The 19,377-nt window shown below is 54.8% G+C and carries 19 protein-coding genes; 8 read left to right on the forward strand and 11 right to left on the reverse strand.

Going from position 1 to position 19,377, the window contains the following annotated elements:
- Nucleotides 1-6: 6 nt before the first annotated feature.
- The 3 genes from ASD8599_RS10270 to ASD8599_RS10280 form a co-directional block, all read right to left on the reverse strand.
- Nucleotides 7-1,212, reverse strand: coding sequence for an MFS transporter (locus tag ASD8599_RS10270; protein ID WP_245926000.1), 1,206 nt, complete (start codon nucleotides 1,210-1,212; stop codon nucleotides 7-9).
- A 125-nt stretch (nucleotides 1,213-1,337) separates the two neighbouring features.
- Nucleotides 1,338-1,979: a DsbA family oxidoreductase gene (locus tag ASD8599_RS10275; protein WP_108828436.1), complete on the reverse strand. Its 642-nt coding sequence runs from the start codon at nucleotides 1,977-1,979 to the stop codon at nucleotides 1,338-1,340.
- A 53-nt stretch (nucleotides 1,980-2,032) separates the two neighbouring features.
- Nucleotides 2,033-3,556, reverse strand: a complete 1,524-nt coding sequence (locus ASD8599_RS10280) for a class I adenylate-forming enzyme family protein (RefSeq protein WP_108828437.1) — start codon at nucleotides 3,554-3,556, stop codon at nucleotides 2,033-2,035.
- A gap of 64 nt (nucleotides 3,557-3,620) precedes the next feature.
- Between ASD8599_RS10280 and ASD8599_RS10285 the strand changes: the two genes are divergently transcribed.
- Nucleotides 3,621-4,247: a helix-turn-helix domain-containing protein gene (locus tag ASD8599_RS10285; protein WP_108830120.1), complete on the forward strand. Its 627-nt coding sequence runs from the start codon at nucleotides 3,621-3,623 to the stop codon at nucleotides 4,245-4,247.
- On the opposite strand, the gene ASD8599_RS10290 is transcribed toward ASD8599_RS10285, so the two are convergent.
- The gene (locus tag ASD8599_RS10290; protein ID WP_281261558.1) at nucleotides 4,228-4,887 is read right to left on the reverse strand and encodes an aquaporin; all 660 of its coding nucleotides are present in this window, start codon (nucleotides 4,885-4,887) and stop codon (nucleotides 4,228-4,230) included. The genes ASD8599_RS10285 and ASD8599_RS10290 overlap by 20 nt on opposite strands.
- Before the next feature lie 70 nt (nucleotides 4,888-4,957).
- A complete protein-coding gene (locus tag ASD8599_RS10295; protein ID WP_422664748.1) occupies nucleotides 4,958-6,784 on the reverse strand; it encodes an extracellular solute-binding protein in 1,827 nt (608 codons plus the stop codon).
- 293 nt (nucleotides 6,785-7,077) lie between these two features.
- Between ASD8599_RS10295 and ASD8599_RS10300 the strand changes: the two genes are divergently transcribed.
- Both ASD8599_RS10300 and ASD8599_RS10305 read left to right on the forward strand, forming a co-directional pair.
- Nucleotides 7,078-7,863 (forward strand): 3-hydroxybutyrate dehydrogenase, encoded by a 786-nt coding sequence (locus ASD8599_RS10300; RefSeq protein ID WP_108828438.1) that lies wholly within the window; start codon nucleotides 7,078-7,080, stop codon nucleotides 7,861-7,863.
- A gap of 80 nt (nucleotides 7,864-7,943) precedes the next feature.
- Nucleotides 7,944-8,975 (forward strand): patatin-like phospholipase family protein, encoded by a 1,032-nt coding sequence (locus ASD8599_RS10305; protein WP_108828439.1) that lies wholly within the window; start codon nucleotides 7,944-7,946, stop codon nucleotides 8,973-8,975.
- A 39-nt stretch (nucleotides 8,976-9,014) separates the two neighbouring features.
- Here the strand turns inward: ASD8599_RS10305 and ASD8599_RS10310 are convergent, their stop codons facing one another.
- The 4 genes from ASD8599_RS10310 to ASD8599_RS10325 all read right to left on the reverse strand — a co-directional run bounded on the left by ASD8599_RS10310 (nucleotide 9,015) and on the right by ASD8599_RS10325 (nucleotide 12,470).
- Nucleotides 9,015-9,734, reverse strand: a complete 720-nt coding sequence (locus ASD8599_RS10310; RefSeq protein ID WP_108828440.1) for a DUF502 domain-containing protein — start codon at nucleotides 9,732-9,734, stop codon at nucleotides 9,015-9,017.
- A gap of 93 nt (nucleotides 9,735-9,827) precedes the next feature.
- A complete protein-coding gene (locus ASD8599_RS10315; protein ID WP_108828441.1) occupies nucleotides 9,828-10,739 on the reverse strand; it encodes a pseudouridine-5'-phosphate glycosidase in 912 nt (303 codons plus the stop codon).
- Nucleotides 10,736-11,629, reverse strand: a complete 894-nt coding sequence (locus ASD8599_RS10320) for a PfkB family carbohydrate kinase (RefSeq protein WP_108828442.1) — start codon at nucleotides 11,627-11,629, stop codon at nucleotides 10,736-10,738. Before ASD8599_RS10320 ends, ASD8599_RS10315 begins: the two co-directional genes overlap by 4 nt.
- Before the next feature lie 40 nt (nucleotides 11,630-11,669).
- The gene (locus tag ASD8599_RS10325; protein WP_108828443.1) at nucleotides 11,670-12,470 is read right to left on the reverse strand and encodes a DUF4198 domain-containing protein; all 801 of its coding nucleotides are present in this window, start codon (nucleotides 12,468-12,470) and stop codon (nucleotides 11,670-11,672) included.
- On the opposite strand from ASD8599_RS10325, the gene ASD8599_RS10330 reads away from it, so the two are divergent.
- On the forward strand, nucleotides 12,469-13,617 hold the full coding sequence (locus ASD8599_RS10330; protein ID WP_108828444.1) for a HupE/UreJ family protein: 1,149 nt from the start codon (nucleotides 12,469-12,471) through the stop codon (nucleotides 13,615-13,617). The genes ASD8599_RS10325 and ASD8599_RS10330 overlap by 2 nt on opposite strands.
- Nucleotides 13,618-13,635: 18 nt before the next feature.
- Here ASD8599_RS10330 and ASD8599_RS10335 read toward each other — a convergent pair whose 3' ends face one another.
- Nucleotides 13,636-14,262 carry a thiamine phosphate synthase gene (locus ASD8599_RS10335; RefSeq protein WP_108828445.1) on the reverse strand — a complete coding sequence of 209 codons (627 nt, stop codon included), beginning with the start codon at nucleotides 14,260-14,262 and terminating at the stop codon, nucleotides 13,636-13,638.
- A gap of 168 nt (nucleotides 14,263-14,430) precedes the next feature.
- Here ASD8599_RS10335 and ASD8599_RS10340 point away from each other — a divergent pair, with 168 nt between their 5' ends.
- The 4 genes from ASD8599_RS10340 to ASD8599_RS10355 all read left to right on the forward strand — a co-directional run bounded on the left by ASD8599_RS10340 (nucleotide 14,431) and on the right by ASD8599_RS10355 (nucleotide 18,343).
- Entirely contained in the window at nucleotides 14,431-15,168 is a 738-nt protein-coding gene (locus ASD8599_RS10340; protein ID WP_108828446.1) for an RNA methyltransferase, read from the forward strand.
- Nucleotides 15,169-15,241: 73 nt separating this feature from the next.
- Entirely contained in the window at nucleotides 15,242-16,387 is a 1,146-nt protein-coding gene (gene ctaA, locus ASD8599_RS10345) for a heme A synthase (protein ID WP_108828447.1), read from the forward strand.
- Nucleotides 16,388-16,391: 4 nt separating this feature from the next.
- Nucleotides 16,392-17,867 carry a carboxypeptidase M32 gene (locus tag ASD8599_RS10350; RefSeq protein WP_108828448.1) on the forward strand — a complete coding sequence of 492 codons (1,476 nt, stop codon included), beginning with the start codon at nucleotides 16,392-16,394 and terminating at the stop codon, nucleotides 17,865-17,867.
- Between the two features lie 143 nt (nucleotides 17,868-18,010).
- Entirely contained in the window at nucleotides 18,011-18,343 is a 333-nt protein-coding gene (locus ASD8599_RS10355; RefSeq protein ID WP_108828449.1) for a hypothetical protein, read from the forward strand.
- Nucleotides 18,344-18,401: 58 nt separating this feature from the next.
- On the opposite strand, the gene ASD8599_RS10360 is transcribed toward ASD8599_RS10355, so the two are convergent.
- Nucleotides 18,402-19,355, reverse strand: coding sequence for a hypothetical protein (locus ASD8599_RS10360; RefSeq protein WP_108828450.1), 954 nt, complete (start codon nucleotides 19,353-19,355; stop codon nucleotides 18,402-18,404).
- Nucleotides 19,356-19,377 lie beyond the last annotated feature (22 nt).

Here is a 19,377-nt window from a genome sequence, read left to right on the forward strand (position 1 = left end):
ATTACTTCAGGCTTTGGTCGCAGCGTTGATGTCTCGCATCATAAATATGGCGGCAATGCCCAATACGATGATGGATCCCATCAAAGGGCGCGGTGTGCCATCGAACAGCAATCCGATGGGCGATGCGATCATCGCGGCAACCACCGTCGAAACAGACCCCACAACGGATGCGGCCATGCCTGCAATATGCCCCATGGGTTCCATTGCGATGGCGTTCAAATTGCCAACAGTCAGACCCGCTTGGCAAAACAGGAACAACTGCCAAACCAAAAAGATATAGAAATGCGAACTGCTGTCATTCCAAAGCAGTGCCAGCAAGATCGACGATAGCACCACCTGACATCCCAGCGTCCATGTCACCACCGCCTGCATGCCGACCCGCACCACAATGCGCGCATTCAGCAAACTGGCGCTGGCAGACAACAACGCAATTCCCCCGAAATACCAATGAAATGTATCGGCTGCGCCGTAGCCCACATCATAGATCGGCTGGATCATTGTCAGTGTTGCAAACAACATCGCCATCACCAAAGTCTGAACAATGATCGCACGCCGCACACCCGCATGGCGGGCCATTTCACCAATGGCCGAAAACAACAGGTTCAAGCGGATCGGGCGTCGTGCTGCGCGTGGCAAAGGTTCTTTCAAGCGCACCCCAAGCCAGAAAACGGTGATCACCGAGAACAAAATGAACGCGCCAAAAATACTGCGCCAACCAGCAAGTGCGATAATGCCCGCCCCCATAGCCGGCGCAATCGCAGGCACAAGAATGAAAAGCGTCATCGCAAACGACACGATGCGGGCCATTTCGCGGCCCTGATAGAGATCGCGAATGATAGCCAATGACACAATCCGAGGACCTGCAGCCCCGATCCCCTGTACAAACCGGGCCACTAGCATCCATTCCAGTGAATGTGTCAGCCATGCGAAAGCTGCGGCCAGAATGTAGATAAAAGTTCCTGCATAAATTGCGGTTTTTCGCCCGTACGCATCGGACAAAGGGCCTGCAAAGAATGTCCCAAACCCAAGCCCGCCCACGAAAGCTGTCAAAACCCAGGCAGCCCGTGCAGGGGCGTCAGGTGTAATCTCAGATGCGATTTCGCGCATTCCGGGCAGCATAGCGTCAATCGAAAAAGCTGTTGTGGCGAACATGGCCGCCATCAGCATGACAAATTCGAAACGCCCAATGGACTGATCTTGAGTGGTATTCACCAAAAACCTATACGAAAACAATGACGCCAATATGCGTCATAGAAACTATGACGTAACACTTTATGGTTGAAAATGCCTAAATGCGCCTTTCGCATAAACAACGCAGTTGACGTAGCGTCAGGGTGTTATCCGTTTTCGGCTTGCTGTGCAAAGTCCGCAATCACTTGCGCCCATAATTCAGGGGGCTGTGCGCCCGGTACAGCGTGCCGTCCACCCACAATAAAGGTCGGAACAGAATTCACGCCCATCTTCCGGCTGTGAGCGTCTCGATCACGAATGCTTTGCATATCTTCGTCTGTGTTCAACAGGCGTGTCACCACAGAGGCGTCCATTTCAATGCTGTCAGCAATGTCTGCCAATACCTCAAGATCGCCAATGTCGCGCGTGTCTGTGAAATACGCTTTGAACAATGCGGACACTGCAGCGGTTTGGCGCCCTTCAATCCCCGCCCAATGGATCAGGCGGTGTGCATTTATGGTGTTGGGGGTGCGTTTCATACCTTCAAAGTCGATAGCCACACCGGCCTTTTCAGCATTTTCCACCACTGGTGCATAGGCACGCACAGCGCCTTCTTTACCACCAAATTTGCCCTCCAGATACGCACGACGGTCCATGCCATCCATCGGCATCTCCGGGTTCAGCTGAAAGGGATGCCATTCGATTTCGAACCGATGGTCGGGGTGCGCTTGCAAAGCTTTATCAAGATGGGCCTTGCCAATGAAACACCACGGGCAGATCGGGTCGGACATAATATCGAGTTTTATCATGCAGAACACTTATCCGGTGTCGCCTGAATAGACCAGAGCACAGGGCGCCTGACCTATGTCACAGTTTGTTGTGCAAACAGATCGCGCAGGGCATTGCGTTTGATCTTGTTGTTCGCGCCAGTGGGCAACGCATCAATCTGGATGTAAATGCGCGGCTGCTTGTAGCGTGCCAGACTGTGCGCCGCGTGGTCTTTTATCACATCCGGATCCAAAGGCGTTGCCGCTGTGTAGTAGGCGGCGATCACAAACGTGTCTTGTTTCACCTCGACCGCGACACATCCCACAGATAACACGCCCTTTACCTGCATCAACACGTGTTCGACCTCCAACGGGGACACACGGTGGCCGCCAGCGTTCATCATGTCATCGCGGCGGCCCAAATAGGTGATTTGGTCATCAGCGTTCATCAGTCCCTGATCACCTGTCAAAAACCAGTCCCCTTGCATTTTGGATGCCGTTTCATCGGGATCGCCCAGATACCCCAGCATCAAGCCTGGGTCACTTTTATGTACAGCTATGGTGCCTTCCACACCCAATGGGACGGGGCCGTCAGCATCCAGTATAGCCACGCGGCGTCCCACTTGCGGGCGCCCTAAACTGTCATTTGTGGCCGGTGCAGTCGGACATGCAGACAAGAACGTCGAACACTCCGACATGCCGTAGGCCTCAAAGATATCACAGCCTGTGGTGTCGACCCAGCGTTGACGCACACGACCCGGCAGCTTTTCCCCGGCACTCAAACCATGCCGTAAAGTCGGTAGGTTAATTCTACCATCTGGCTTCAAAAGCTGCCTGTAAACACCTGGTGCGGCTGCAAAAATTGTAGCCTCGTGGCGTTCCAGAAGCATCGGTAAGTCAGACGCTGCCGTTTCAGGGGCGGGAATGATTGCCGTGGCCCCGATTGTCCACGGATCCATCAAACCTGTGCCCAATGTGTATGTCCAATTAAAGGCGCCGGCATGCAAAACCCGGTCATTGGCCTGCAATCCGTACCATCCGTCAAACATCATCTGCCGGGCCCAGATTGCACGGTGCGCATGTGCCACGGCACGCGGGCGTCCCGAAGTGCCGGAGGTATAAATCACATATCCCAATCGATTTGGATCGCCCAAATGATACGGTGTGCGGGGCATGTCCCGAAAAGTGCGCAACAGGTCGACATCGACGCAATTTTCAATATCGGGACACGCGACGTCGGGCGCACGTATTACAAGCTTTGGATCAAGTTCCTTTATGATCGGGGCGACTTCGTGCGTGGTCAGTGCGGCAGAGGTTGGCACAGGCACCAAACCCGCAGCCAAAGCCCCCAAATAGGCCAATGGAAAATCAACCGTATTGCCCAAACGCATCAGGATTTTATCACCGGGGGTCGCACCAAGGCCCAATAGACCGGACGCCGTGCCCAAAACCGCGCGTTCAAGCTGTGCGTAGGTCCAGTCATGGGCGGTCCCGTCACCCGCCAAAACACGCAATGCCAACTTGTCAGGATGTTCGCCCGTCTGTGCAAGCACGTATGCCGCCATATTGAACGGCGCAGGGCAGGGCGGCAAAGTGCCTTTTTCGAATATTGACATCATGTCTTTCAGCTACCGCGAAGCCCAAGCCGTTGCAAGGCAGCCCCGTGCCGCCTATACACCTGTTATGACAGGCAAAGACCCAAAATCATTGATCCAGATCGCCCGCCAAAGTGGTACGACGGAAATCGCCGAACCTTTGGATTTGGGGGCGCGTGTGCGCGAATTGCGCAAAGCCCGCGATTGGACATTGGAACAAGCCGCCGGACAAGCCGGACTTGCGCGCTCAACCCTGTCCAAAATTGAAAACGGCCAAATGTCTCCGACCTATGAAGCTTTGAAAAAGCTTGCCACAGGGTTGGAAATTTCGGTGCCACAGCTGTTTACGCCTCCTGCGCAAGGTCAGGTCGGCGGCCGTATGGCTGTCACCAAAAGCGGCGAAGGCAGTGCTCAGGTCACCACTACATACGAACATGAATTGCTGGGTGACATGCTGACGCAAAAGCAGATGTTGCCCTACCGCGCACGCGTTCGTGCCCGATCCATGGATGAGTTTGATGGCTGGGTGCGTCACGGCGGTGAAGAGTTCTTGTATGTGCTGACAGGGGTCATCAAGCTCTACACAGAATTTTACGAACCTGTCGAAATGCGTCGTGGCGACAGCGCCTATTACGATGCGTCTATGGGGCACAACGTGATCTCGGTCAGCGACGAAGACGCGTCGATTTTATGGGTTACATCTTTGTCGTCGTGAACAACGTTTTGAACGCTGCATGGGCGACGAAAACCGTCAAAATCTGCACCACAATGAATGCTGCGATGTGGCCGGGGTATATGCCTGCAAATGTGTCGCTGAACCCGCGTGCGATTGTGACCGCCGGATTTGCGAAGCTTGTGGACGACGTGAACCAATAGGCACCAGTGATGTAAATCGCAACCAAAGTCGGCACGGCGTCCGGCTTGGACCGAAGCCCCCCGAAGATTACAAACAACAACCCGAACGTGGCGATTGCTTCTGATCCCCATTGCGCAACACCCGTGCGATGAAGAGTTTGCGAGGTTTGAAAAATACTTAGGTCAAACATGAAGTGTGTGGCCCAAACCCCTAGAATACCGCCAAAAATCTGCGTTGGGATGTATGCAACCGCAAGGGAAGTGTTAATTTCACCGCGCAAGAAAAACGCGAGTGTTACCGCAGGGTTAAAATGTGCGCCACTGATGGGGCCAAGCACTGTAATGATCACATACAGCATACACCCTGTCGCAATCGCATTGGCCAACAACGCAATTGCAGTGTTCCCGTCGGCCAATGCGGCGCCCATTATTCCAGAGCCCACGACGCCGATAAGCAACATCGCTGTGCCGAACGCCTCGGCCAATAATTTTTGTATCAATGTGTCGATCCATCTTGCATTTGATTGCGCTTATCCATGCGGTGTAACGGTGTTATGACGCAACTGCGGTTTAGGGCTGCCACCACCAGACATGCGGCATATAGGACGGCCCGTCGCCATATGCGGGAATCACATCAGGACGCTTCATTTCGCGCATATGGGCAATACGACCAGTGGTGAAAGACCAAAAGGGAATGACATATCTGCCCGCCATCAAACTACGATCCAAAGCCCGCACAGCTGCATTGAATTGCTTTTGGTCAGGCGCTGCCAGCATGGCATCGATCATGGCATCAATGGCAGGGGATTGAACGCCCATCAGGTTGCGGCTGCCGTCTTGGGAGGCTGCGGCACTGCCCCAATAGAACCGTTGTTCGTTGCCGGGCGACAGTGAAAGTGCGCGGCGAAAATGGGTCATGTCAAAAGCGAAACTGCCCGTACGTTCGACAAATTGCGCATCGTCCACTGTCTCGATTGTGACTTCAATCCCAAGGCGTTTCAACGCACCTATATAGATGTCTGCGATACCGGCATTTTCTGTGCTGCCCTTTGGCAGAAGGATCGAAAACCGCAAGGGTGAGCCGGACGCATCGCGCATCACGCCGCCATCCACTGTATACCCGGCCTGTGCCAAAAGTTTCATCGCCCGGCGCAGACCTTTGCGGTTGCGCAAACTGCCGTCGGATGCGGGCAGGGTGTATCCGTTGATGGCATCGGGTGGCATGCTACCTGCAAAGGGCACCAGCAATCTGGTCACATCCGCATCGGCTTTGCCCGGTTTCATCGCCAATGCAGAATTTGAAAAATACGACGTGATACGCGGTTGAGCGCCCCCTGTGAACGTGTCGTTGATGTATTCGAAGTTAAACGCCTGGATCATCGCCTCGCGCACCCGCCAATCATCAAACGGCGCTTTGCGCGTGTTCATAACAAACCCCGTCATACCCGAAGGCTTTTGATGGGGAATTTCGGTTTTCACCACATCACCGGACTGTGCGCGTGGAAAGTCGTAGGACCGCGCCCATGTTTCAGCATTAAATTCACGCACAGCCGAAATCTGGCCAGCCTTAAAACCTTCGCGCAAAACATCGCCATCGCCGTAAAAATCGATGCGGATGGCGTCGAAGTTGTGAGTGCCTTGCACAAACGGCACGTCCTTGCCCCAATAGTCCGGATTGCGGGTCAGTTGAACAAAGCGGCCCGCCTCAAAATCGGTAACGCTGTAAGGACCGGAACCGATAGGAATCTCGTTCAATGCTGCATTTGCAAAATCTTTGCCGTCCCACTGGGCTGCTTTCAAAATGGGACGCAGCCCCACCAGCATAACCAGTTCGCGGTTGTCGGTGTTGAAGGTGATGCGGACATGGCCCGGTTTGGTTTCTTCAATCGTTTCGATCTGGTTCCAGAGCCCGTGATACTTCGGATGGCCCTTGGTTCCCAAAGTTTTAAAGGACCAGATCACATCCTTAACCGTCAAAGGGGTCCCGTCAGCGAATCGTGCATCGTCCCGCAGCTTGAATTCAATCCATTTGCGGCTGTCCGGCACCTCTATCGATTCGGCCAAAAGGCCGTAAAGTGTGAAAGGTTCGTCCAAAGATCGCCCCATCAGCGTCTCATGCGTTAAGAAAGGTAACTGCCAAGGCTTGGTTCCTTTGAAGACAAACGGGTTAAGAGAATCGAAACCGCCTGTGTTTCCCAGCACAATGCGTCCTGTTTTGGGGGCGGCGGCGTTCACATAGGGCAAAGACACAAAATCCGGTGGAAGTGCAGGCTCTCCATACATAGCTATGCCATGTACCGATTCTGCATAGCCGGATTGAGCACCCAGAATCAGGGCAGATATCAGCGACAATCGGCGCAATTCGCGCCACGCGTGTTGGAAAAACACTGTGTTCATATTCGTGACAATCCCATTTCGGCCTTGTTTTGTTAACTATTTGGGTAACGTGGGTTTCACGTAATATCAAACTTTTAGCTTGGCCAGAGGCATTAGATTGCTTATAAAGGACCCACTGCTCGATAGGTTTCTTGCCTGTATGAAACCTGCCTCAATAACTTAACGCCAGCTTCGTGCTGGCGTTTTTTTTTGGCTCTATCCGACAACACGATGCTGTGCACCCCATTTATTTCGCAGTTGCAGCATGACATGGTGCATTCAAAGCAAGCAGACATCAAAACAAGGATCACATCATGGCATTCGAGATTTCACTGGCGGGCAAAACGGCTGTTATCACCGGTTCGAACTCTGGCATTGGTTTGGGCATTGCATGGGAAATGGCCCGTGCGGGCGCAGACGTGGTTTTAAATTCCTTCACTGACCGCGATGAAGATCATGCCATCGCAGAGGAAATTTCAAAAGAAACAAACACCAAGGCCCGCTATATTCAGGCCGACATGTCCAAAGGCGACCAATGCCGCCGCTTGATCACAGACGCCGGGCGCTGCGACATTCTTGTGAACAATGCAGGCATCCAGCACGTCGCCGCGATCCCTGATTTTCCGGCTGTCAAATGGGATGCGATCATCGCCATCAACCTCAGCTCTGCGTTCCATACCTCTGCAATTGCATTGCCCATGATGCGCGAGGCCGGTTGGGGCAGGGTCGTCAACATTGCCTCCGCGCACGGGCTGACCGCGTCCCCCTACAAAGCGGCCTATATCGCGGCCAAACATGGCATCGTCGGACTGACCAAAACGACTGCATTGGAAACCGCGCAAGAACCGATCACCGCAAATGCAATCTGCCCCGGATATGTGCTGACCCCCATCGTCGAAAAACAAATCCCCGACACGATGAAAGAATACGACATGAGCCGTGAAGACGTGATCCAGAACGTCATGTTGAAACGCCAGCCTTCGAAAGAATTCGCCACAACCGAACAGATGGGGGGCACAGCTGTCTTTCTCTGCTCGGATGCCGCGGCACAAATCACCGGCACAACGATCTCTGTAGATGGCGGATGGACAGCCCTGTAAAACAGGGTCCACTTTGTCTTTTTCCTAATCAAATCCCCGCCGGAGGCATCCCGATGTCTCACCGCAAATCGGAGCGCACAATGACAACCAAACAGATCAATCTGGCCTTGCAAGGCGGTGGTGCGCATGGCGCGTTCACGTGGGGCGCGCTGGAAACGCTGCTGTCTGATGACCGGATCGAAATCGCAGCCATGTCTGGCACCTCTGCGGGGGCATTGAATGGCGCGGCTGTGAAATCCGGCATCATCCAGAACGGCAAACAAGGTGCTTTGGACAATCTGGCCAGCCTTTGGGGGGAAGTCAGCGGCGCCTACAGCGAAGGCATCACACAATGGCTGATGCCTTTGGGGGCGCACAACGTCAGCAAAGCGTTGGAAAATTCGTGGCCCTATGCCGTGGGCGAGGCGTTTACGCGCATGGTGTCGCCCTATTCATACGGTGTGTTTTACAACAACCCGCTGAAACCCATCGTTAATGCGCTTAGCTACGATTGCGTTTGCGCCGACGAAGGTCCCGATCTTTTCATCAACGCCACCAGAGTACGCGACGGCAAGCTGCGTGTGTTCAACGCGCGCGAAGTGACACCTGACGTGATTATGGCCTCGGCCTGTCTTCCGACATTGTTTCAGGCAATCGAGATGTTTGACACGCAAACCGGTCAGGACGAAGCGTTCTGGGATGGTGGCTACACGGGCAATCCTGCGTTGTTTCCCTTGTTTGACACATCGCTGCCAGAAGATATCGTTGTGATCAATGTGAACCCGCTGGAACGCAAAGAGCTGCCAACATCCCCGCAACAAATCCAGAACCGTCTGAATGAAATCAGCTTCAACTCGTCTTTGTTGCGCGAAATGCGGGCCATCGATTTTGTGCAAAGGCTTCTGGACAGCGGCACTTTGCAGCCCGGTCAAATGGCACAGGTCCACATGCATATGATCGCAGATGATGCCCTGATGAATATTTTGTCGGTTGCCACAAAGACAGTGCCCAACGCCTATATCATCCAAACCCTCAGGGTTGCGGGGCGGGAATCAGCCAAGCAGTTTTTAGACGCCCACTTTGACGATCTGAACCAACGCTCCAGCCTGAATTTGCGGGACATGTTCAACTAGCCGCGGTGTCGCGCGACCTGACAGCCCTACCTAACAGCCTTAGTCTTCAAGGGCAGGCGGCTGGGTGGGGTCTTTTCCGTTCGGATAGACCAGACCGGCCGAGATCACCAGTTTTGCGGAATCCTCGACGCTCATATCCAATTCGATCACATCGTTGGCCGGAACAAACAGCAGAAATCCGGACGTGGGATTGGGTGTTGTTGGCACAAAAATGCTTAGTAATTCGTCTTTTCCATGTCCGGTGCTGGCCATGATTTCGCCCTTGGCTGTGGTCGAAATAAAGCCGATGGCCCACATGCCGCGTCTTGGGTATTCGATCAGACAGGCTTTTTCAAAAGACCGGTCGGATTGGGCAAAAATCGTCTCAGATATTTGTTTGATGCCGGAATAGATCGATCGCACAACGGGGGTCCGTTCCACCAGCCCTTCGGCCGCACGAATGAACGACCGGCCAATGAACCCTTTCGCCATCCAGCCTACGATAATCGTAAACAGGAAAAACAGCACAACGCCCACACCACGGATGTTGACCTGAATGGTTTCATCCAGCCCCAACCACGTTTGCAAAAGGCGGTCGGGATGATAGCTGCGTGGCACCACTTGCAAGACGAAACCGTCAAACCAGCCCACCACTGTCCAAATCAGCCAGATCGTCAGCCCGACAGGGGCCACAACCACCAGTCCCGTCAAAAAGGACGACCGGAGACGGGCAAACAGGCCCGGTTTTCTGGGTTGGTTCGGATCGAAAGGCGTGTTCATCTGGTCTTCCGTATTAGGTTTTGTCCGAGGTATGCGTTTTGAAGCGCGCCTACAATGGCTCTGGCGCGTAAATACCTAATACCACGGTCAATTTTAGGCCATTTTGCACAAATGGGATGCAATTTCAGCGGCCAGCTTTGCATTGTTGCGCACCAATGCGATGTTGGCCGTCAGCGATTGCCCATCGGTCAGCTCAAAAATGCGTTGCAACAAATACGGCGTCACACCTTTGCCGCTGATACCGTGTGCCTCTGCGTCTTTTTGGGCTTGCGCAATGATCGGTGCGAGGGTCGAGGCCGAAATTTCAGCATCCTGCGGGATCGGATTGCCAACAAGTTGTCCACCGGGGATGCCCATTTGCACCCGCAATCTGTGGCTTGCGGCAATCTGGGCCGCATCATCCATCCGCAGGGGCGCGCGCAGCCCGCTTTCGCGGCTCCAGAATGCAGGCATGTCATCCTGACCATAGGCAATGACGGGCACACCTTCAGTTTCCAGCACTTCCAGCGTTTTTGGAATGTCCAAAATCGCCTTTGCGCCTGCCGCGACGACCGTGACAGGCGTTTGGGCCAATTCCATCAAGTCCGCTGATATGTCGAAATTCAGCTCGGATCCTTTGTGTGCACCACCAATGCCACCGGTGGCAAAAACGTCGATCCCCGACAAACGCGCCGCGATCATTGTGGCCGCAACTGTTGTCGCACCCGTGCCACCTGTGGCCATGCAGGCCGCCATGTCGGCACGCGACAGCTTGGCCACGCCTTTGGCTTGGGCCAACGCCTCAAGCTGTGCGTCTTCCAAACCACCGTGCAATGTACCGTCTATAACAGCCATCGTGGCTGGCACGGCACCTGCGGCACGAATGTCAGCCTCAACCTGACGGGCAACGTCCAGGTTTTGCGGATAGGGCATGCCATGGGTGATAATCGTGCTTTCCAACGCAACAACCGGCGTGTTTGCGGCTTTTGCGGCGGCCACTTCGGCAGACAGCGTAATAAGGGTCATGTGTCGGGGTCTCCTGAGACGTAGATTGCGGCAGCTTTCAAAGCTTGTTCCAAGGCATCTGCACGGCCAGCGCCCCGCGCTTCGGCGGCGATATGGGCTGCCATAAATGTGTCACCTGCACCGGTGATGCGGGTCACCAAGACTTGTGGTGGGGTGGCGCAGATCACATTCGACGCAGTGCCCTCGGCGGCATCTTCACCGCCATTGGTGACCAGAACACGCGCAGCACCACGTTGCAAAAGGGCCGCAGCCGCGGTGGCCGCATCCTCAAAGCTTGTCTGACACAACAAGCCCGCTTCTTCGAGGTTTACATACAATGTGCCGCGGCCCGATTTGATAAACGGAGACAAACGTTCCGCTTTTCCGGGGGACGCAGGCGCCACCCGCAAGTCTGCCTGTTCTGTCAGCGGGCTGGTGGCCAGCTTGGACAGCAAATCCAGCGTCAGGTTCCCGTCAAGGGCAATTAGCCCGCCATAGGGATTGGCCCCATCTGCCAAATCGCCATTGTGCAGGGGTTTCAAAATCTTTTCGCCCGCGGCTTCCAATGAATGTGCGTCAGCGATGGCTGCGATCAAACCGTTTGCACCTTCAACCGCCATATAGCGGTCTGTTGGCAAATCATCGGACCGGTAGATCGTTGATGTCACCATGCCGCGCGCCTCGCAGGCCGCCACCAGTTCGTCCCCTTCAGCGTCTCGTCCGATTGCAGTCAAAAGGGCAGGGGTCATGCCAAAACGCGCCAGTGTCATCGCGATATTCATGGCCACGCCACCGGGCAGTCGCGTAATCCGTCCCGGCACGTCCGATCCCTGACGCATCACTGCAGGGGCACGACCAATCACGTCCCAAAGCACAGAGCCAATACACAAAATGTCAGATGGTTTTGTCATGTGTCTGGTTTTGCAGCGCTTTGCACCCGCGTGCAACCGACTATTGTGGTACGCTGAACGTCAAAGCGGCCCAAAGCGTTTCCCACACCGCGTCTTTTTCCCCAGTGTACGGCCGCAGGTGAACTGCGTCGAACAGGTAATCGTGCCCCTTCGTCACAGCAATGTCTGCCACACCCTGCGCGTTGGTGCGGTGCAAGGTTATGGTAACAGCGCCGTCAGGATCACGATCAAACACTTCGACCTGCGCGTCAGCACGGGGGGCGCCATCCAGATAAAGGGCCACAGACATCCTACCGTCAAAATCCGGCGCATAAGGATTGGTGCGGGCGACGAATTCTGTTTTCAAGCCGAAGGCCGCATCCGCACCAGCACCACCGCCTACTGCAACAAGTGCCTTTGTGTGGCGGGTGTAGCTTTCACGAAACCCTTCGCGCGGGGCACCCAGCGCGGCGTGCCGGGCTTCGATGTCTTTAAAGTCTTTATGATCTACGAACTTTTGAAACTTTTCCCAAGTCGCATACTTCAAACGAGACGGGGTCGTTTCATGCACGATCACCACCAAACCATCCTCTGTTGCTTGCGTGCTCAACGCCGGACGGTCCCCCATGCGCCCTTCAACCGGCGTCATCCGACCATTGGCAATCACATCGAACCGTGTTGTCGAAGTCGAAAAATAAGCCAGGTCAGAGCCTTGAAATTCCTGCCCGTTTTTGAGATTTGCAATCAACTTACCGCCACTTTCGACTTGAAAGTTCTGCGGTTCGATCCAAAACTCATGGGCAGTGGCAGATTGCACATGAAGTGCCAAAACTACAGCAAGAAACAATCGGGGAAGAGACATGGTGGGTGCTTTCAATAAGATAAGCCTTAAGCTGCGGCTTTGGGCTGTGATGTCAAGCATCTGCATGGCATGTGCCGCGACTGTGAGCCATGCGCACGAAGTGCTGCCCACGTTGTCGGATATGACTGTGGTCGACGACACGGTGTTGCGCTTTGAGATGACGCTGAACGCAGAAGCATTTCTGGCGGGCATTGATCTGGATGTGGTCGAAGACACCGACGAGGCCGAAGGCACGACCGATTACAACACTTTGCGTGCGCTGCCAGCATCAGATCTGGCGCAGCGTTTGCCTGAGTTGCTGCGCGATTGGACCAACCAGCAGATAGTGGTGGTAGACGGTGCACCACAGCCGCTGTCACTTGGCAGCTATGCCTTCAACGATCCAGCCGACCTTGAACAACCACGTCAGACCGACATTGTGATGGACGTCTATATGCCACCGGCGTCTCAAAGTGTGGTCATCAACTGGCCCGCAGGCAACGGCGCTTTCGTTTTGCGCCAACAAGGGGTGAACGACCCCTTCACCGGCCTGCTACAAGGCGGCACATCCAGCCCCGAAATCGCGTTGGCAGGCGGGGGCCAAGCCACGCTTTGGCAGGCGTTCGTCAATTACATCCCTGTGGGTTTTGACCATATTTTGCCCAAGGGTCTTGATCATATCCTGTTTGTACTGGGCCTGTTTTTCCTATCCACACGGTTGCGTCCGCTGATCTGGCAGGTGTCTGCGTTCACACTGGCGCATACCGTCACATTGGCTTTGGGGGCTATGGGCTGGGTGAATGTACCGGGTTCTATTGTAGAGCCATTGATCGCCGCGTCGATCGTGTATGTCGCGGTGGAAAACATCTTTACGTCCGGATTAAGCCCGTGGCGCCCGTTTGTGATCTTCGGGTTCGGATTGCTGCATGGCCTTGGCTTTGCATCGGTTCTGGGCGAATTCGGATTGCCTGAAGGGCAGTTTATTCCGGCCCTGATCGGCTTTAACGTTGGTGTCGAATTTGGTCAGTTGACTGTCATCGCCATCGCATTTGTTTTGGTCGGCTGGTTCATGAAGCGCGACTGGTATCGCCGTGCCATCGCGATCCCTGCGTCTTGTGTGATTGCGGCTGTGGGTGCGTATTGGTGCATCGAACGAGTGTTTTTCTAAAACACCCGTCACATGCGTTTAGACCATTGCCGCAATCAGATCGGCCATGGCTTTGACGGGATCATCGGTTGACCAGACTTCGTCGCCCACGCCAAAGAAATCGGTGTAGGGCGTCAGGGTGCGGATGATGTTTGTGTCCAGCAAGCCTTCGGCGACAACGGGAACTTCGATCACCTCGGACCACCATTTGAACAGGTCTGTTTGCGCAAAGCTGCCGTCGCCCAATGTATTTTCACGCGCAGGCCCGAAACAGATATAGTCCGCGCCAGCTTCGCCCGCATTCATGCCATCGTGGCGCGATGTGCCGGAATGGGCGCCGATAATGGCGTCCGGTCCCAGTTCTTTGCGGGCATAGCGCATTTGATGCGCACCATCGCTAAGATGGACACCATCCAGCCCCAAACGATCCACCATGGCAAGATGGTCACTGACCACCAATGCAACATCACGGGCATGGGTCACTTCGCGCAAGGCATCGGCCGCTTTTGACAGGTGGGATTCATCTTGGGTGGCCAGCGCCATACGCACACATGCAATCGGATGCGCATCCAGCATGGCCGCCAGCTGATCGGGAAACGCGCTTAGGTCAACCTCTGACGGGGTGATCAGGTAGAGTTGTGGCTGCTCGATCTGTGTCTCGGTCATCTGGGTCATCCTTTGCGTGGTCGCGGCACGGGTGTGGTGCTGTCTTGGCGCGGGGGTAACTGAAAAGTTTTGAAAAGAAAACTTTTATACCCGTGGCGCACATAGAAATATTGGTGTGATATGGAACGCCGTGTTGTTTGCCATACCGGTTCCCGCTAAGAGGCGCCTATGGTGGATCATCCTTATATTGTACTTGTGCGCCCGCAAATGGGTCAGAACATCGGTGCGGCAGCCCGTGCGATGTTGAATTTCGGTCTGACGCGGATGCGGATCGTTGATCCGCGCGATGGCTGGCCCAACCAGTCTGCGGTTGCCATGGCATCCGGGGCGGGGCGTGTTTTGGACGATGCACAGATTGCGCCTGACGTGGCGGGTGCTTTGGGCGATTGTGCCTTTGTTTTTGCAACAACAGCGCGCTCCAGAGACCTTACGAAAGACATTTATTCCCCTGAAGAAGCCATGCGTTTGGCTGTGCAAAAAATTGATGCCGGTCAAAAGGTGGCCGTCATGTTTGGACCCGAACGCGCGGGCTTGGAAAACGAGGATCTGGTGCAGGCAAACGCACTGATTTCGGTGCCCGTAAACCCCGACTACGCGTCCTTGAACCTTGCCCAATGTGTTTTGCTGGTCGGATACGAATGGATGCGCCAGCGTTCACACGTGACCCCTGTTGTGCACGAGATGGCCGGCAGCGACTGGGCCGAAGTTCAAGAGGTCGACCACCTGATGCGCCACTATGAGGACCGTCTTGAAGACGCCGGATTTTTCTGGCCCGAACACAAATCCGCCAGCATGAAACTGAACCTGCGCAACATGTGGTCCCGCATGCCCATGACCCGCGCGGATGTGCAGATGTTCCATGGCATCCTGCGGCAGATGGTCCGCTGGAAAGAACGCGACCGTTGATGCGCTGGACGATTGTCTGTACCGGGCCTAGATTAGCGCAAAAGGCACAAGCCCAACAGATCATGAGGGTCCTATGAGCACCAAACGCAGTATTTTCGAAGAGGTCGCCAGCGCCGACAAAGCGCCTGTTGCCACGCCTGGGTTGATCGACAAGGGGCGCTCGGGCGCCCGCGGTGCCATCCGCATCTGGTTGATGATCCTGTTCGCATTTGTTTTTGTCATGATTGCTGTGGGCGGGTTAACGCGTCTGACAGACAGTGGCCTCAGCATCACCGAATGGCGGCCCTTTACGGGGGCAATTCCGCCATTGAACGCAGCGGATTGGCAGGCAGAATTTGCCAAGTATCAGGCAATAGATGAATTTCGCATTCAAAACCAATGGATGCAACTGTCTGATTTCAAAGTGATATACTGGTGGGAATGGGGCCACCGCCAATTGGGTCGCGTCATTGGTCTGATCTGGGCCATAGGCTTTTTCTGGTTCTTGCTGCGCCGCCAGATCCCCACAGGCTGGACGCCACGCTTGTTGCTTTTGGGCGCTTTGGGCGGCGCGCAGGGTGCGATTGGGTGGTGGATGGTGGCGTCAGGGGTCACCACAGGCGAAGGCATGGTGGATGTGGCAAGCTACCGTTTGGCGACACATCTGGGACTGGCGTTTGTGATCCTTGGGTTCATCGCGTGGTATGTCATGATGCTGGGCCGCTCTGAGCGCGACCTGATGCAGGCGCGGCGCGGCAAGGAAGCCAAACTGTTTGGCCTATCGACCGGGCTTTTGCATTTCACCTTCCTGCAAATTCTGATTGGCGCTTTGGTGGCAGGCATCGACGCGGGCCGCAGCTATACCGATTGGCCTTTGATGGGGGGGCAGGTCTTTCCGGCCTCTGCTTTCGTGTTGGACCCTTGGTGGCGCAACCTGTTTGAAAGCCCCGGTTTGGTGCAATTTGTGCACCGTGTTACGGGGTATCTTCTGTTTGCCTTTGCGGTTGTTGTTTGGCTGAGAGGCCGGCGCAGCGCCCATCCACGCACGCAATTTGCCTTTAACGCGGCGTTCGCGGCTCTGAGCCTGCAAATCGTTCTTGGCATCGTAACTGTTGTTTACGCGGCCCCCGTGCATATCGCCATTGTGCACCAAGTGCTGGCTGTGATCTTGTGGGTGTTGATCCTGCGTGCGCGGTTCTTGTCCGCATATCCCATAACAACATCCCTAAGAGGAAACTGACTCCATGACTGCATATGAAGACCTGACGGCACATGCCCGCGAAACAATGGCGCTTGGCCAGATCGCAGGGCGCCTGGGATGGGATCAGGAAACCATGATGCCGCGCGGGGCAGCCGCCCAACGCGGCGAAGAAATGGCAGCGATCGAAAGCGTGCTACATGCCCGCCGCACAGATCCGCGCATTGGGGATTGGTTGGCTGCGATCAAGTCCGAGGACCTTGATGATGTTGGCCGCGCACAGGTCCGCCACATCACCCGCAGTTTTGAACGCGCCAACAAGGTGCCCGCCGATCTGGCAGCAACTTTGGCGCGTGTCACATCAACCGCACAAGGCACATGGGCCGAGGCGCGCAGCAATGACGATGTGGCCGCGTTCTTGCCCACCTTCGAGGAAGTCATCAATTTGAAGCGCTGGGAAGGTCAGGCATTGGCCGCCGGCGAAGATGTCTATGATGCGATGCTGGCAGATTATGAACCCGGCACATCAGGGGCCGATCTCGCGGAGATGTTCAATGAGATGCGCCCCGAGCTGACCGCACTTCGCGCAGCGATCATTGCAGCAGAACAACCCAAACGCCTTGAAGGGCGCTTTGACGAAAGCAAACAGATGAAGCTGACACGTCAGCTGGCCAAAACCTTCGGCTACGACATGAGCCATGGGCGCGTGGACAAGGCCGTACATCCCTTCAGCTCCGGGTCGGGGCTGGATGTGCGGATCACCACGCGCACCTCGGAAACCGATCCCTTCAACTGCCTGTATTCAACAATCCACGAAGTTGGCCACGCCTGCTACGAGCAAAACATCGACCGCGCTTACCTTTTGACGCCGTTGGGGCAGGGCGTGTCCATGGGCGTGCATGAAAGCCAAAGCCGCATTTACGAAAACCAGATCGGGCGCAGCCGGGCCTTCACAAGCTGGCTTTACACGCAGATGGTTGAAGCGTTTGGCGACATTGGTCTGGACGATGCCGAAGCGTTTTATGCGGCCGTTAATCGTGTGAACGACGGCTACATCCGCACCGAAGCAGACGAAGTGCAGTACAACCTGCACGTCATGCTGCGCTTTGATCTGGAGCGTGCTTTGATGTCTGGCGATTTGGCCGTTGGAGATTTGGAAGCGGCCTGGAACGATCGCTTTGCTGCGGACTTCGGATACGAGGTCGACAAGCCATCGAACGGGGTATTGCAGGATGTGCATTGGCCTGTTGGCCTGTTCGGGTATTTCCCGACGTATTCCTTGGGCAATGTCTATGCAGGGTGCCTGAACGACGCGATGACTCAGGCAGTGCCTGACCTTGATGACGATCTGGCCAAAGGCGACACAACCGCCGCAACAGGTTGGCTGCGCAGCAACGTGCAAACCTATGGCGGATTGTATGAACCCCGTGACATGATCGCAAAGGCCAGCGGAATGGAGCCGGGACCAAAGCCGCTTTTGGCATATCTCAACCGCAAATTCAGCGATATTTACAAGCTTTAAGCTGTATTTCGCCGATTTCTGGGTGATTTTTACGGTGTTTCGGCGGCGTGTTGCACATGTGACGTGACACGCTGTTTCTTCCCATGTGTTTCCACCCAGCCCACCATATTCTGGTGCACATCATCACTGGGAGTGAAAACGCTATGAAAAAATTCGTAATTGCCACATCGATTGCTCTGGTTGCAGGCAACCTCGCATTTGCACAACAGACACAACAAACAGGCGTTGTGGGCCCTTCGGGTGACGATGTTTATTCGTTGCAAGTGACGGGCGCCGATGGCGTAACTTACAACTGCCGGCCCGATGTCATCGACGTGGACGGTGTTCCGTCGCGACCTTGCGTGCAAGCCGGAAACACACCGGCATTCCAAGGCAGCCTTGCCGCGGGCGGCGGGGCAGCATTGGGCGCGTTGGTGTTCATTGCGCTGGTGTCAGGCAGCGACGGGTCGCCATCGACAACGACCACAACGAACTAAGGACTGCAAAATAGGGAAGACACCTTTGCACCTTACTTTATGATGGGTGCAGAGGCAGTCAATAAACCGGGTTTTGCAAAATGTTTCGTGTTTCAGACCGTGCTGGCAGGCCAAAGCCTGCATTGGGGCGCGAAGTTTCCATGATCAGACCGAACGAGACACGAGCCCCGCTATCGTTAATTATTCCTTTTACCCAATCAGACGAGTGCCCGACACTCAGGAATGTGCTGAATTCAGGCGTGAAATAGTATCTTGCCCCCACAGCGATACCCTTTTGCCGGTTGAGAAACCGTGTACGATCTCTGTTTGCATAGTAAAGCTGCGCAGTTAACGCGAGATTCTTGAAGCTTCGATGCTCTGCTGAAACGAATATGGATTGTTGCCGAAAGCCAGTCGCAATGATGTTGCTTTGGTTCTCGAATTGCGCCTCGGCAAATAGTGTTAGGTCGTCAGCACGATGATGGGCGGTAAAGCGCATCTGATCGCTGAACTTCGTGTCAGTGTATTGCACCGCCAAATAAGTTTGCGGGCGGACAAACCATTCAAAAAACAAATCCGTCTTTTCATCAAACTTGGAAAAGGTCGCGCCGACCCCAAAACGCATTGTGTCTGTTTCGCGTCCAACAGCAAACCGCCTTTCATCCGGGGTTTCGGACGTTGAAATACGGCCTACCCTGTCGACAAGTCTACTGCTATCTTGATTATAGCTCGCGTTAAAAAACAATGTGTTGTCAAAGGTATACTGCGCACTAAATCTTGCAGCGTTTGCCACAATCGTACCAATCGAGAAGGGTAATTTAAGTCTTGTAATCTCGGATGAGAACCTAAGCCTCTGGCCATCAATTTGAAACCCCAAGCCTATCTTCTCTCCATTGCTGTCCGCGTATTGGCCACCGTTGTTTTTGGAAAACAGCACGGTTGAACCATAATAGTAGACGTCTTGAGCCTTTGTTGTTTGGGCCGTTCCAAGTAAAGCAAAGCACAGAGCGGAGATATGTTTAAGGATCTTCACAATAATACTCTTTAAACTGCGG

Origin of the sequence: Ascidiaceihabitans donghaensis, from assembly GCF_900302465.1 — a bacterium.
GTDB lineage: Bacteria > Pseudomonadota > Alphaproteobacteria > Rhodobacterales > Rhodobacteraceae > Ascidiaceihabitans > Ascidiaceihabitans donghaensis.

Excerpts from the sequence above, each read along its gene's own strand:
- ASD8599_RS10275 (WP_108828436.1), bottom strand. The coding sequence starts at position 1,979 with ATGATAAAACTCGATATTATGTCCGACCCGATCTGCCCGTGGTGTTTC.
- ASD8599_RS10280 (WP_108828437.1), bottom strand. The coding sequence starts at position 3,556 with ATGATGTCAATATTCGAAAAAGGCACTTTGCCGCCCTGCCCTGCGCCG.
- ASD8599_RS10285 (WP_108830120.1), top strand. The coding sequence starts at position 3,621 with ATGACAGGCAAAGACCCAAAATCATTGATCCAGATCGCCCGCCAAAGT.
- ASD8599_RS10295 (WP_422664748.1), bottom strand. The coding sequence starts at position 6,784 with ATGAACACAGTGTTTTTCCAACACGCGTGGCGCGAATTGCGCCGATTG.
- ASD8599_RS10300 (WP_108828438.1), top strand. The coding sequence starts at position 7,078 with ATGGCATTCGAGATTTCACTGGCGGGCAAAACGGCTGTTATCACCGGT.
- ASD8599_RS10305 (WP_108828439.1), top strand. The coding sequence starts at position 7,944 with ATGACAACCAAACAGATCAATCTGGCCTTGCAAGGCGGTGGTGCGCAT.
- ASD8599_RS10310 (WP_108828440.1), bottom strand. The coding sequence starts at position 9,734 with ATGAACACGCCTTTCGATCCGAACCAACCCAGAAAACCGGGCCTGTTT.
- ASD8599_RS10315 (WP_108828441.1), bottom strand. The coding sequence starts at position 10,739 with ATGACCCTTATTACGCTGTCTGCCGAAGTGGCCGCCGCAAAAGCCGCA.
- ASD8599_RS10320 (WP_108828442.1), bottom strand. The coding sequence starts at position 11,629 with ATGACAAAACCATCTGACATTTTGTGTATTGGCTCTGTGCTTTGGGAC.
- ASD8599_RS10330 (WP_108828444.1), top strand. The coding sequence starts at position 12,469 with ATGGTGGGTGCTTTCAATAAGATAAGCCTTAAGCTGCGGCTTTGGGCT.
- ASD8599_RS10325 (WP_108828443.1), bottom strand. The coding sequence starts at position 12,470 with ATGTCTCTTCCCCGATTGTTTCTTGCTGTAGTTTTGGCACTTCATGTG.
- ASD8599_RS10335 (WP_108828445.1), bottom strand. The coding sequence starts at position 14,262 with ATGACCGAGACACAGATCGAGCAGCCACAACTCTACCTGATCACCCCG.
- ASD8599_RS10340 (WP_108828446.1), top strand. The coding sequence starts at position 14,431 with ATGGTGGATCATCCTTATATTGTACTTGTGCGCCCGCAAATGGGTCAG.
- ctaA (WP_108828447.1), top strand. The coding sequence starts at position 15,242 with ATGAGCACCAAACGCAGTATTTTCGAAGAGGTCGCCAGCGCCGACAAA.
- ASD8599_RS10350 (WP_108828448.1), top strand. The coding sequence starts at position 16,392 with ATGACTGCATATGAAGACCTGACGGCACATGCCCGCGAAACAATGGCG.
- ASD8599_RS10355 (WP_108828449.1), top strand. The coding sequence starts at position 18,011 with ATGAAAAAATTCGTAATTGCCACATCGATTGCTCTGGTTGCAGGCAAC.